Annotated in this window: 9 protein-coding genes and 1 tRNA gene; 8 read left to right on the top strand and 2 right to left on the bottom strand. The window is 57.7% G+C overall.

The genetic code is table 11. The features are described from left to right. Window positions 1-69: 69 nt before the first annotated feature. Complete coding sequence (locus E4L98_RS05530; RefSeq protein WP_135200571.1) at window positions 70-744, bottom strand: DUF4136 domain-containing protein; 675 nt, start codon at window positions 742-744, stop codon at window positions 70-72. Between the two features lie 218 nt (window positions 745-962). Between E4L98_RS05530 and pepN the strand changes: the two genes are divergently transcribed. The 4 genes from pepN (at window position 963) to E4L98_RS05510 (ending at window position 6,194) form a co-directional block, all read left to right on the top strand. Further along, the gene (gene pepN / locus E4L98_RS05525) at window positions 963-3,605 is read left to right on the top strand and encodes an aminopeptidase N (protein WP_135200570.1); all 2,643 of its coding nucleotides are present in this window, start codon (window positions 963-965) and stop codon (window positions 3,603-3,605) included. Between the two features lie 22 nt (window positions 3,606-3,627). Further along, entirely contained in the window at window positions 3,628-4,632 is a 1,005-nt protein-coding gene (locus E4L98_RS05520) for a class 1 fructose-bisphosphatase (protein WP_135200569.1), read from the top strand. A 107-nt stretch (window positions 4,633-4,739) separates the two neighbouring features. Beyond that, window positions 4,740-4,815, top strand: a tRNA-Thr gene (locus tag E4L98_RS05515). A gap of 179 nt (window positions 4,816-4,994) precedes the next feature. Then, window positions 4,995-6,194 (top strand): tyrosine-type recombinase/integrase, encoded by a 1,200-nt coding sequence (locus E4L98_RS05510; RefSeq protein ID WP_135200568.1) that lies wholly within the window; start codon window positions 4,995-4,997, stop codon window positions 6,192-6,194. A gap of 1,166 nt (window positions 6,195-7,360) precedes the next feature. On the opposite strand, the gene E4L98_RS05505 is transcribed toward E4L98_RS05510, so the two are convergent. Further along, on the bottom strand, window positions 7,361-7,600 hold the full coding sequence (locus E4L98_RS05505; protein ID WP_135200567.1) for a helix-turn-helix transcriptional regulator: 240 nt from the start codon (window positions 7,598-7,600) through the stop codon (window positions 7,361-7,363). An 834-nt stretch (window positions 7,601-8,434) separates the two neighbouring features. Here E4L98_RS05505 and E4L98_RS05500 point away from each other — a divergent pair. From E4L98_RS05500 to E4L98_RS05485, 4 genes are all read left to right on the top strand, one after another. Then, complete coding sequence (locus tag E4L98_RS05500) at window positions 8,435-9,301, top strand: phage integrase N-terminal domain-containing protein (RefSeq protein WP_135200566.1); 867 nt, start codon at window positions 8,435-8,437, stop codon at window positions 9,299-9,301. 121 nt (window positions 9,302-9,422) lie between these two features. Then, window positions 9,423-10,409 carry an AAA family ATPase gene (locus E4L98_RS05495; RefSeq protein ID WP_135200565.1) on the top strand — a complete coding sequence of 329 codons (987 nt, stop codon included), beginning with the start codon at window positions 9,423-9,425 and terminating at the stop codon, window positions 10,407-10,409. A gap of 17 nt (window positions 10,410-10,426) precedes the next feature. Further along, window positions 10,427-12,985, top strand: a complete 2,559-nt coding sequence (locus tag E4L98_RS05490) for a S8 family peptidase (RefSeq protein ID WP_167761281.1) — start codon at window positions 10,427-10,429, stop codon at window positions 12,983-12,985. Between the two features lie 21 nt (window positions 12,986-13,006). After that, window positions 13,007-13,258: a hypothetical protein gene (locus tag E4L98_RS05485; RefSeq protein ID WP_135200563.1), complete on the top strand. Its 252-nt coding sequence runs from the start codon at window positions 13,007-13,009 to the stop codon at window positions 13,256-13,258. Window positions 13,259-13,698 lie beyond the last annotated feature (440 nt).

The raw sequence follows: 13,698 nt of genomic DNA, 5'->3' as shown, positions 1-13,698 counted from the left end.
GCCGTAGCGTACGCTACGGCTGGGCTCGTGACGCAATGAAAGACCTGACCCCGGAGTTGACCCCGGAGTTTAGTTGGCTTTGGCGGCCGGGTTGGCGGCTTGCATGGTCTCGGTCTTCGGCTCGATGGTGATGTCGATGTTGCGCGGCACCCCGTTCTGGCCCGGGAAGCCGGCGAAGGCGCTCTGCACCAGCGCCGGCATCACGTGCGGCGTCGCCTGCACGCCGCTGGTGTTTTGCACCGTGACGTCATACAGCTTGCGGCCGTCGGTGCCGTTGATGGTCACGCGCAGCTGACGCTGGTATTGGTGTTTGACACGCTCCTCCACGTACATCGGCCCGAAACGGTACGGGTCGTAGAAGAACGGACGGTAGCCCCAGCGCGAATAGCCCCAGCCATAGCGGCCATAGCCCGGTCCCCAGTACGGTCCCCAGAACGGGTCTTCCGCCTGAATCACCCGCACCGGATGGTCGATGGTGAAGAATTTCATGCCGACGAGTAATTTCGGTTGCTGGCCGTCAGCGGTCTGGTGGAAGCCCAACTTGTTCAGCTCGCCCGCGACCAGGGTCTGGTAATTGCGGTATTCCAGGGTATCGTCCGCACCCTGGGGCGCTTCGAAGGCATAGGACTTGTCCTGGATGTCGGCCGTCCAGTTGTTGAACGCGGTGACGTTGCTGTGGATGGTGGTGGCACAGCCGCTCAGCAGCATGACAGCGGCCGTCGCCACGATGGCGAGAGATTTCATGATGTTGCCCCTTCAGGTAAGACGGTGTTTTCCAGAACTAAGTGTATGACGCTCGTCTGGCCCTTGCTTGAATATTACAGAATGTTACCGCATTGTGGAAAGCAGCAACTTTACAAGTCGGTAAGCCGGCCCTCCGTCCGCAGGTGGGGGCGATTCGCGCGTCCGCCAGCCCCGGTATTGGTAAAATAAGCTTTTGCTCACGTCCCCCAGAGTCTCCCATGCGCACAGACAGCAGCCCAACGACGATCTTCCGCCAAGATTACACCCCGCCAGCCTTTCTGGTTGAGACCGTAGAACTCGGCTTCGACCTGGCCCCGGCGCGCACCGTGGTCGCCAACCGCATCACCCTGCGCCGGAATCCCGACGCCGCCAGCCACGACATCGTGCTGTACGGCGAGGAAATCGAACTGGTCCAGCTGCGCCTGAACGGCCAAACGCTGGAAGCGGGCGACTACCAGCTCAACGAGTCGACGCTGACCATCCGCAGCGCGCCGGCCGAGGCGGTGCTGGAAATCGAAACGCTGTGCGCGCCGGCCGAGAATACCGCGCTGTCCGGCCTGTACGTCTCCAACGGCAATTTCTACACCCAGTGCGAGGCCGAGGGCTTCCGCCGCATCACCTATTTCCCCGACCGTCCGGACGTGATGGCCAAGTACACCGTGATGCTGCGCGCCGACAAGCAACAGTATCCTGTCCTGCTCGGCAACGGCAACCTGATCGAACAGGGCGACCTCGACGACGGCCGCCATTACGCCAAGTGGGAAGACCCGTTCAAGAAGCCATCCTATCTGTTCGCGCTGGTCGCGGCCAAACTCGTGTGTCAGGAAGAACGGTTCAAGCTGGCCGACGGCCGCGACGTGCTGCTGCAGGTGTGGGTGGAAGAGGGCAACCTCGACAAGACCGACTACGCCATGCAGTCGCTGAAGAACTCGATCCGCTGGGATGAGGAACGCTGGGGTCTGGAACTCGACCTGGACCGCTTCATGATCGTTGCCGTCGGCGACTTCAACATGGGCGCGATGGAAAACAAGGGCCTGAACATCTTCAACACCAAGTTCGTGCTGGCCAACCCGCGCACCGCCACCGACGTCGATTACGCCGGCATCGAAGCGGTGGTCGGCCATGAATACTTCCACAACTGGACCGGCAACCGCGTCACCTGCCGCGACTGGTTCCAGCTGTCGCTGAAGGAGGGCCTGACCGTGTTCCGCGACCAGGAGTTCAGCGCCGACATGATCGGCACCGACACTGGCCGCGCCGTCACCCGCATCGACCAGGTGCGCACCTTGCGCCAGGCGCAGTTCCCGGAAGACGCCGGCCCGATGTCGCACCCGGTGCGGCCCGACTCCTTCGTCGAGATCAACAACTTCTACACCGTCACCGTGTACGAGAAGGGCGCCGAGGTGGTGCGCATGTACCAGACCCTGCTGGGCCGCGACGGCTTCCGCAAGGGCATGGACCTGTACTTCGAACGCCACGACGGCCAGGCCGTCACCTGCGACGACTTCCGCGCCGCCATGGCCGACGCCAACCGGCGCGACCTGAGCCAGTTCGAGCGCTGGTACTCCCAGGCCGGCACGCCGGTGGTGACCGCGCGCACCCGCTACGACGCCGTCAAGCGCAACTTCGACATCATCCTGTCGCAGCGCGGCCAGGCCGAGCAGCAGCCGTTCCACATCCCGGTGGCGGTCGGCCTGCTGGGCGCCGACGGCCGCGACCTGCCGCTGCACCTGGAACACGGCAAGCACGCCAAGGGCGCCACCACGGTGGTGCTGGAACTGACCGGGCAGGAGCAGATCTTCCGCTTCCGCAACGTCGACGAGCGGCCGATCCCGTCGATTCTGCGCGACTTCTCGGCGCCGGTGATCCTCGAATACGATTACACCGACGACGAACTGCTGCACCTGTTCAACCACGACAGCGACCCGGTCAACCGCTGGGAAGCCGGCCAGCGCCTGGCGATGGAACGCCTGCTCAAGCTGACCGCGCAAGTGGCGGCCCACGGCGACGCCAACCTCAAACTGGACCACACCTTCATCAACGCCATGCGCGCGGTGCTGACCGATGCCACGCTGGACCCGGCCTTCCGCGAGCTGGCGCTGATCCTGCCGTCGGAAACCATCATCGCCGAACAGATGGACGTGGTCGATCCGCAAGCGATCCACAAGGCGCGCCAGTTCATGCGCCGCACCATCGGCGCGGCGCTGAAGCAGGAACTGCTGGCGCAATACCAGGCCAACCAGACCCCGGGCGAATACAGCCCGGACGCCGCCTCGGCCGGCAAGCGCGCGCTGAAAAACCTGTGCCTGTCGTATCTGATGGTGGCGCCCGGCGCCGACGAACTGAAACTCGCGCAACAGCAGTTTGACAATGCCTCCAACATGACCGACCGCTCGGCCGCGCTGGTGGCCATGATCCACAGCGGCGCCGACGCCGGACCGTACCTGAAATCGTTCTACGCCGATTTCGAACACGAAGCGCTGGTGATCGACAAATGGTTCGCCATGCAGGCCTCGGCCCCAACCTCGGACGTGGCGGCCGTGCGCAAGCTGATGGAGCATCCGGCCTTCAACCTGAAGAACCCGAACCGCGCGCGCAGCCTGATCTTCAACTTCACCAACGCCAACCCCGCGCGATTCCACGCGGCCGACGGCAGCGCCTATGCCTTCTGGGCCGAGTTCGTGATCAAGCTCGACGCCATCAACCCGCAGGTGGCGGCGCGGCTGGCGCGCGCCATGGACCGCTGGCGCCGCTACGCGCCGGCGCTGCAGGCGAAAATGAAACAGGCGCTGGAGCAGGTCGCCGCGCACAAGCTGTCCAACGACGTGGCGGAAGTCGTCACCAAGGCACTGGCCAACTAATTACAATCAACCAAGGGTACACATGAAACGAGTCAGCCTTACGCAATACCTGGTGGAAGAACAACGCCAGCACAACAACATCCCGGCATCGCTGCGGCTGTTGATCGAAGTGGTGGCGCGCGCCTGCAAGACCATCAGCCACTCGGTGGGCAAAGGCGCGCTGGGCGAAGTGCTGGGCACGGCAGAGACCGAAAACATCCAGGGCGAAGTGCAGAAGAAACTGGACATCATCTCCAACGAAATCCTGCTGGAAGCGAACGAGTGGGGCGGCCACCTGGCCGCCATGGCGTCGGAAGAAATGGAATCGATCCACCCGATCCCCAACCGCTACCCGATGGGCGAATACATGCTGCTGTTCGATCCGCTGGACGGCTCGTCCAACATCGATGTCAACGTCTCGATCGGCACCATCTTCTCCGTGCTGAAAGCGCCGGAAGGCATGACCCAGCCGACTGAAGCCGACTTCATGCAGGCCGGCGCCAAGCAGGTCGCGGCCGGCTATGCGGTGTACGGCCCGCAGACCATGCTGGTGCTCACCACCGGCAACGGCGTCAACTGCTTCACCCTGGACCGCGAGATGGGCTCGTGGGTGCTCACCCAGCGCGACATGCAGATCCCGGCCAAGACCAGGGAATTCGCCATCAACATGTCCAACCAGCGCCACTGGCATCCGCCGGTGCAGCGCTACATCAGCGAACTGCTGGCTGGCGACACCGGCCCGCGCGGCGAGAACTTCAACATGCGCTGGATCGCCTCGATGGTGGCGGACGTGCACCGCATCCTCAACCGCGGCGGCATCTTCATGTACCCGGCCGACCTGCGCGACACCTCCAAGCCGGGCAAGCTGCGCCTGATGTACGAGGCCAATCCGATGGCCTTCATCGTCGAACAGGCCGGCGGCGCGGCCACCGACGGCAAGCAGCGCATCCTCGACATCCAGCCGGAGAAACTGCACCAGCGCGTGCCGGTATTCCTGGGCTCGCGCGACGAGGTGGCGGTGGTCACGGGCTATCACCTGGAGGGGTGAGAAGCTTGAGATCCGCAAAAAGCAATGCTATTTTTGCACAGTGAACTGAAATTAATGGTTTTAGGACTAGCGTGCGGTGAGGGTTGTTTGCTAGAATGCGGGTCGTCGCCGCTTTAGCTCAGTCGGTAGAGCAGTTCATTCGTAATGAAAAGGTCGCCAGTTCGATTCCGGCAAGCGGCACCAGAACTCAGCAGTAAGAAGTACCAAGAAGTCTCAAAACCCGCTTCCTCCCTAGGAGAAGCGGGTTTTTTGTTGTCCTTGAAAATCCGAGGAGTTAACATAAAATCAAGGACGTATACCGACACATTTGACGGTATCTCGGTGCTGAGCTCGATTTTGTATACCGACAGGGGAGGGCTGCCATGTCACTCACGGACACCTTTGTTCGATTCGCCAAGGCAAGCAAGCCGAGCGGGGACAAACATTACGACGGCGGCGGACTCTACATTCACGTCAAACCGCAGGGCAAGTACTGGCGGTTGGACTACCGATATCTCAACAAGCGCAAGACGATGGCGCTGGGCACCTATCCCGAGGTCGCCCTCGCCAAGGCGCGCAAGCGGCGCGACGACGCCCGCGTGCTGCTGGCCGATGGCATCGATCCGGCGGAGGCCAGGCGCGAGGAGCGTGAGGCGAAACTGATCGCCGCCAGTCACACCTTTGAATCCGTCGCCCTCAAGTGGCTGGCGATGCAGGCCAAGATGCGCTCCGCCAGCACCCAGGACAAGGTGATGGCCTGGCTGCAGCATGATGTGTTCCCTCATATCGGCAAGCGGCCGATCTCCGCGATCAAGCCACGGGACGTATTGGCCGTGGCGCAGAAAGTGGAGGCCCGCGAAGCCTATGACTCTGCGCATCGCATCAAGCAAATGTGCGGGCAGATTTTTCGATACGCCGTCGCCCTCGATCTGGTGCAGCGGGATGTGACAGCGGATCTGCGCGGCGCGCTGGCGGTGATCCCACGTTCCCATCACGCGGCGCTGACGGAGCCGAAGGACGTAGCTGCACTGATGCGGGCGATCCACGGTTACGAGGGCTATCCGGTGGCCAAGGCGGCCTTAAAACTGGCTCCGCTGCTGTTTGTACGTCCGGGGGAATTGCGGGCCGCAGAATGGGCGGAAATCGATCTAGATGGGGCAGAGTGGCGCATCCCGGCCGTGAGAATGAAAATGCATGTCGAGCACGTCGTCCCGTTGGCGCGACAGGCTGTGGCCATCTTACGCAAGCTATATCCGGTAACGGGAGATGGCCGCTACGTCTTCCCAAGCCTGCGCACGCCGCGTGAGTGCATGAGCGAGAACACGGTCAATGCGGCGCTGCGTGGCCTTGGCTACAGCAAAGAGGAAATGACAGGCCACGGCTTCCGCGCGATGGCCCGCACGATGCTGGATGAAGTGCTAGGGGAGCGTGTCGACTTGATCGAGCACCAGCTGGCGCATGCCGTCAAAGACCCGAACGGACGCGCGTACAACCGCACCAAGCATTTGCCGGCCCGGCGCGAGATGATGCAGCGCTGGGCCGACTACCTGGACAGACTGCGTGATGGCCATGATCTGCACTAGCTCAGACTTGATCGAGTACGTACACTTGGGTCAAGAGGAACGGACAAGCGCGGGCACGTACTCGAGTAGCGCGCTGGCCCGCTGTATCACCCTCGGAGCTGGGTCGGCTTTCATCAAAGCCTCAAGGGCGTAGCGAAGGGCCTGCTCGCTAGGCTGATTTTCAAGAACGGCACCTATCCGCCGCAAGAACGGCGTCCGTGGATTGGCGATGGCCAGAAGTGCGTCAACCGCAATCAGACTAAGGGGGCGACCGGCCTTCAGCCACTCTTCGCCCTTGGGCCAATTGAATTTGGACGCAGCGGCAAGATAACCCCAAGCGTCACCAGTTGGCTCACTTGCATGGGTCTCAATCCAGTCGAGGCTTTTTGTTGACCGGAAGTGCGCCAAGGCTCCGAACTGCTGCCTCCGCATTTTCTCTGGTAGCTTCTCGAGTGCCATTGCCACCAACGGAAATCCTTCGTCCTCGGGGAGACAAGCTGCTGTGGCCGCTGCAAGTGACCAGAAGGAACCGCAGTCTGGGTAAGACTTCCATGCGTGCCGCACAAATGCGCCCCCTTGCGCGCGAAGGAGCGCAGCCACTTCCAAAGTGACCGCTCTGACCGACGGATTCATAGTGCGGTCAAAGCGCTCGGCAATACACGACAGTACGCTTTCCTGGGGCAGCCTTCTCCACGCCGCCAAGACGTCCTCGTTAAGTTTCCAGCGAGTCACCGAGTAATCGAGAAGCGTAGAAGGTGCCGTCTCGACCTGGTTGAGTGTAGGGGCGGGGTGAAACTCAGCGTCTTCGACGTCCTCTTCTGGTTGAGTAGCTTCCCCGTCATCGTCGTAGAAATCGTCGTGTAGCAGAAACTTTGCCCATCCGTGTCTCTTCGCAAGGTTGAACCACTCGCTTGGACGAAGCGCCCGGCTTATCAAACGTCCGTGACATTCTTGGCAGACCAGATATGGTTCTTTTGGGTCGTCGTCCCGTTCTTCTATTAACGACGGGAGGCTTTCACATGCTTGGCAAAGAAAAGTCATATTTTAATAGTGGTCGTTAGGCTGATGCGTCGAGTCGTGCAGCTCTTGAGCCACCGGAAAAGACCGTTTCTGGCCGTTAGCGGCGCTTCAGAACTCTAACTCATCTGACAGTTCGTGTCAGGTAATGTCTGAGCTAGTACAGATGATCACCGCAGCTGGGGCGATTGACGTCGCTTCACGGTGCGCAGCTTGACCTTGAGTTCGACCCATTCCTGCACCTCGCTTTGAAGCCAGGCCACGGACCGCGCTGAAATCCTGATCGGCTCGGGGAACTGACGCTCCTTGATGTTGTTGTAAAGGGTGCTTCGGGACATTCCGCATATCCGCAATACTTCCTTCAATCGAATCAAACGAATGGTTTCGGGGAGACTGTCGTAGGTTCTCATGTTGTCCTCCAGTGGTGGTGGTCTCTGTACGATACGATGCACCGTTGTCCGTGCAAGCGCCAACCGAAATCGGGGCGTTTATCGCGGTCCATTCTCCATCAGCGTTCGACAAATAAATCGGCGAGAATTTTGTATCGGTGATGCCGGAGCGATGCCAGGTGGAGGACAATATGCTTTTCGACGCGAAGGATCGCCCTTCGCGCATCTTGGCATCGCGCCAGGCGTAGCGCTCGTCACGCGCCCTTAGTCAGTACATCTAGATTGGACTCGCCTGTGAGCGAACCCGCGATCAGCCAGGACTGGCTGCATCCTATTGCGCATCCTTCCCCTGAGGACGATGCGCGTCACATCGTGCGCCTTCACGCACTGTCACCACCTCACGCGGCGATCTGCAGCCGCGTGCATGTCGATACGCCGCCCTAGTCCGCGGCGCAAACCGCGCGTCGTTACTGGCGGCCTGCTGCCAGTGACGACGCGCCAGCAGCCAAGCGCTATATGGGCTCCGCCGCTGATTTCTCAGTGACGCCGGCCAGTGAAAGCGGACCTACCGCTATCAGCGCAGCTGAACGCTGCTTGCCAACCTTGCCCCTCGTGGGCCGACAACGTGTGCGAGGCACACCCCATGGACCCTGGGTAACTGGTCCCACCGCGATCGCGCTTCCCTGAGGAGCCGATCGCGGCGCCACACGCGCATGCGGCGCGGGCAAGCAGTGAACAACCGCATACACGGGAGTGGTGTCCCGAGGCCTTTCGATACCGTCCTTGCTGCGGCAAGCGCGGTGGCCAGAAACACTTACCTGACTCGATTACACCAAAGCGCTAACGGAGGACAGCATGCGCGATTTGAACTATCAACTCAAGCAGCTCTGCGACCGCAACCGCGACGGCAGCTACGCCACGCAATCCGACCGTGCCCGCATCCTGTCGCACATCGCCAACCAGCTGCACGATCTCGGATACCGCCACATGAATGCGGACAGCCTGCGCCCCAAGCATGTGGAGGCGCTGATAGGGCAGTGGAAGTCCGATGCCGTCAGCGCCGGCACGATGAAGAACCGCATGAGCGCGATGCGCTGGTGGGCGCAGAAGATCGGCAAGGACAACATCATCGCCCGCGACAACGCCGCCTACTGTATCGACAAGCGCACTTTCATCACCAACATCTCCAAGGCCAAGACGCTCGATGATGCGCACCTGGCGAAGATCACAGATGCCTACACGGCTATGTCGCTGCGCCTTCAATCAGTGTTCGGCTTGCGGCGCGAGGAAAGCATTAAGATTGTCCCTGCATGGGCCGACGGTGGCGACAGATTAAAGCTCAAGGACAGTTGGACCAAAGGTGGGAAGTACCGTGAGATCGCTGTCCGTACACCGGAGCAGCGGGAAGTCCTCAACGAGGCCAGACGCTTGGCTGCAGGTGGAAGCTTAATTCCACCGAACATGCGCTACCGCGACCAACTGCAGCGCTTCCGTGCTCAATGCGACAAGGCGGGGATCCACGGCGTTCATGGCCTGCGCCACAAATATGCTCAGGAGCGTTATCTTCGGCTCACCGGTTGGCATAGTCCTGCGCGTGGCGGACTTCGTTCATCGCAACTTAGCCCAGAGCAGCGCCAGCGGGATTTGTCAGCACGCCTGTTGCTGTCCGAGGAAATGGGGCATGGTCGAGAACAAATTACAGCGGTCTATCTTGGGCGGTAAGCAGTCACTTTGATTAAAGTGGCGCTGTTCGCGCAGGTAGTGGCGTACCTTCATCCGATCTATCGGTAATTGGACACCCGACCAATGTGACCTGTTAGACTTCTATTATGGAGAGGAAAATATGCCACGTGCAGATCTAATAGTTAATCTTGTAAAGGCCGGTAGCCAAGGTGATCAAGGCCTTTTCCGGTCTACAGTCGAAGCTTTGGCGGCAGAAGAGCGAGCCAAACGGCATCATCAGCTTGCGGACAAACTGGAAGCAAACTTGAAGCTGTCTACCGGAAAGCGGACGCCCGAAGTTGTTCGTGCCTTCGACGGAGGGCATGGGGGGCTGCTGTATGAAATCAATCCTCAACGAACCTTCGACTCCTTACTGCTAGAAGATGAGATTCGGAATACCTTAAACGAGGTCATTGAGGAACAGCATCGGCGTGATTTGTTGCGTTCTTATGGTCTAGAGCCGCGCCATCGAGTCTTGCTCTCGGGACCGCCTGGTAATGGGAAGACTTCCATCGCAGAGGCATTGGCTGCTGAACTGATGATGCCCCTGCTTGTAGTTCGGTATGAAGCAGTCATTGGAAGTTTCCTTGGTGAAACCAGCGGGAGGCTTAAACGGTTGTTTGATTTTGTTCGAACGCACGAATGCGTGCTTTTTTTCGACGAATTCGATACTCTTGGTAAAGAGCGTGGCGATACTCATGAAACCGGAGAGATAAAGCGAGTTGTTAGTTCGCTGTTGCTCCAGATTGATTCTTTACCGAGTCATGTGGTTGTTGTAACTGCTACCAACCATGCCGAGTTGCTGGATCGGGCGGTGTGGCGCCGGTTCCAAGTGCGCCTTTCTGTTCCGCCTCCATCTTTAGCGCAGAAGGAGGCTTGGTTTCAGCGTTTGCAAGAAAAGATGGGGCTTTCGTTAGGACATACCCCCAAAGCTCTTGCAAAAAAGCTTAACGTTTCGAGCTTTTCTGATATCGAACAGTTTTCTGATGATGTGAGCCGTAGATATGTTCTAGCTCTGCCAAACGCCGATATGAAGTTGATTGTGAATGACAGACTCCGGCAATGGTCGCAGCGCGCGAATTCAAAGGTGACCGATTCCAATAACTAAAAGGGTGCATGGGAGCAATGGCCGACAATCAATATCCAATCCTTTTTTTTCCTACGGCGACGTCAGTTGATCGAGATGGCCTACAGTCTGCCGTTCCCACAACTCAACGACCACAAATCGGGCGACAAAGGGCTCGAATCGGTCCTAAGCTCGAGACCCTGCAGCGCGCGTTTGAAGCCAGAAGGCTTCAGCTGCAGCAGGGGGCGCCAGGAGTAGATCCTGAACTGGTAATTGTCTTTGAGACGGCTGGGCCGGTTGATTCTTTTGTCAAAGCGGTCAAGAAAGTTGCCGGGCTCGAATGGCTGCTGGAGTCGGCAGAGGATATTGAACCTGATGATGATTTCTTTGACAGGAATAACGGCGACAAATTGCTTAACGGTCGCCTCTTCTTGGTCGGATCAAATCAACAGGCACTGTCTCAGATCATCTCCCTTTGGAACAGATATCAAGCGAATCCTACAGTACAGCTTGAACGTGGTTATGCCCCTTGGAAGGACGTCTTTGCACTTCTAAAGGATATACGATTCTGGAGTGTACGTGATCGTATCGGCAGTGATGTCATTCAATACTGGCAAGAGCGCATTCAGGCAGGTATTGACCCGGTCCGCTTTGAGATAGACATTTGGCATTCCTCAGTTTTATCGAAGAATGAACAGGCCTATCGTGAAGTCTCCAGACTGGTTACAGCGCTAAACGGCCGGATTTTAAGTAGGGCATTGATCTCTGAAATTTGCTATCACGGTGTGCTTGTTGAGCTACCGGTAGCGGCCCTATCGCAACTGCTTGAAGAGCGACCTCCCGAGCTTGCCTTCTCGGAGCGGGTGATGTCTTTTCGACCGCGTGGACAATCCGCAGCACCGTCTGATGAGGATGAACGTGAGATCTTGGGGGCTGTTGAGGCGCATCATCAGGTTGAAGAGAGCCCGGTTGTTGCTCTGCTAGACGGGTTTCCTGTTCAAAACCATCCGATGCTCGCGGGGCGCTTAATTATCGATGACCCTGACGGTTGGGAAGGTGCTTACTCTGTGCAAGACCGAATGCATGGTACAGCGATGGCCTCATTGATCGTGCATGGTGATCTCAGTGCTGGAAGTGTTCCGAGTCCGCGCCCGCTATATGTTCGACCCGTCTTGCGCCCCGACCAAAACGACCCTAATTCACCTCGGGCAGAAGTGACTCCAGATAACGTTTTGCTTGTCGATTTAATGCATCGGGCGATACGACGGATATTTGAAGGAGATGGTGATCAACCAGCCGTCGCGCCTACGGTGCGAATCATTAATTTGTCGCTTGGTGACTCGGAGCGGCCATTCGACCGGCAACTGTCGCCTTGGGCGAGGCTGCTTGATTGGCTGTCTTTTAAATATCGAGTATTGTTCATCATTAGTGTGGGTAATAATGCCTCTAGTTTTACGCTACAGACCGCGCGCGAGTCGCTTCCTGAGTTGACAGTTGAGCAGCGGCAGGCATACGCATTGCGCGCCGTTTTTAATTCAGATGAAGACAAGACGATCTTGTCTCCTGCAGAGTCTATAAACGGACTCTCAATTGGAGCTATTCACTCAGACGTAGCAGATTTCCCAACTGTGCCGCGCCGGTATGACCTTCTGCCTGGCGGTGCGCTGTCACCATATTCGAGGATTGGGAATGGTTTTCGTCGAGCGGTCAAGCCTGATTTGCTATTCTCGGGTGGGCGAATTTTGTTTTCGGAAAGCATTGTGGGCCCACCTGAAACAACTTTGGTTGCTCCGCTTTGGCGCAACTCTGTGGCACCTGGTCACAAAGTCGCCTGCCCGCCTAGCGGCTTAGCCAGTGCGACTAAGTATTCTAGGGGAACGAGCAATGCCGCCGCGTTGGCAGCGAGAAGTGCGGCCTTAGCTTTTGAGACGATTGAATCTATTAGAGCTGAGAACTCCAATAAGCTTACACCCGCCTATGATGCAGTGCTGCTGAAAGCAATGATGGCGCATGGAGCAAGCTGGGGGGATTTATTGGGCCATCTCACAGCTTCGTGCCCAGATGTAGTTGATCGAGATGATCAGAGAAAGCTTGCTGGCCGCTGGTTCGGTTATGGCGCGGTAGATATGACCCGTGTGCTATCTTGTACTCAGCAGCGCGCAACTATGATTGGTGTGGGCGAACTTAAAGATGGGAAAGCACTTTCTTTTAGTGCTCCGCTACCTCCAAGCCTTGCAGCAAAGGTTTTATGGAAGCGGCTTACCATTACCTTGGCTTGGCTGACGCCAACAAATGCGATGCATCAAGCTTATCGAGGGGCGAAACTTTGGATTTCGCCACCTGCAGATCGTTTTGATGCCGTCCGCAAAGAGGTGGATTGGAGGCAAGTTCAAAGGGGAACCTTGCAGCATGAAATACTAGAGGGTGATCGAGCTCTAGCATTTGTCGATGGTGAGCGGTTTGTATGCAAAGTGAATTGCAAAGCGGATGCCGGTAAGCTATTGGAAAACGTACCGTTTGCTATCTGTGTCTCCTTAGAAGTGGCAGAGGGAATCGATATTCCGCTTTACCAAGAAATTAAAGACCGTATCACTCCGAGAGTTCAAATCCAGGGATGATGTATTGTTAGGGGCTATGCTGTGATCGACATAAAAATGACTATCAACGGACGTCCGCTTACGGAAGATAATATTCGTGACGAACTGGAACGGGCTGTTCTCGAACAAATTCGCGTGCATGTGCAAGATCAGCTGAAGAATGTTCCCTCGGAGCTAAATGGGGAAAGGCTGCATGTTGAGCTTCAAGGCAGCGATTTGGACAATCTTTCAGTGCACCTTTCTGGGCCGGATCAGCTTATTGAGCAAGCAAAACAAGCTTTAGGTGCCGAGTAATTAAGCAGTTGCAGATTATGGCGGAATCCTACTGTTTCCAATTTACATTTTGTCGGTACGTTAGTCGGTAGATTTCGATACTTTTAGGAAACTCGCCTTATACCTAAAGGCCGTATGAAGAATTCGATTCCGGCAAGCGCACCAGGATAACTCACTTAAGTCCTTTTAAATCAAGGGCTTAAGTGGAAAATCCGCAGATTGTTGTGGTAGAAAGTGTGGTAATCTACCTTGAAAACGACAGTCGGTGTTCTCCAAGTGACACTTCCCAATTCATACTCCCGAGGCGGAGTTATCTACTACCAGCGTGCAGTCCCTATCCAACGGAAGTACGTGCGATCATCTACACCACGGATGTAATCTACACCTGCTATCTGTCTACGGTGCGCGGTAAGCGTGTCCCCAGCGCCGTCTGGACTGCGTGAGCACCGTCATCCATGATC

The sequence above is a fragment of the Duganella callida genome, from assembly GCF_004614165.1.
Classification (GTDB): domain Bacteria; phylum Pseudomonadota; class Gammaproteobacteria; order Burkholderiales; family Burkholderiaceae_D; genus Rugamonas; species Rugamonas callida.
This window is presented reverse-complemented; position numbering and strand designations above follow the sequence as displayed.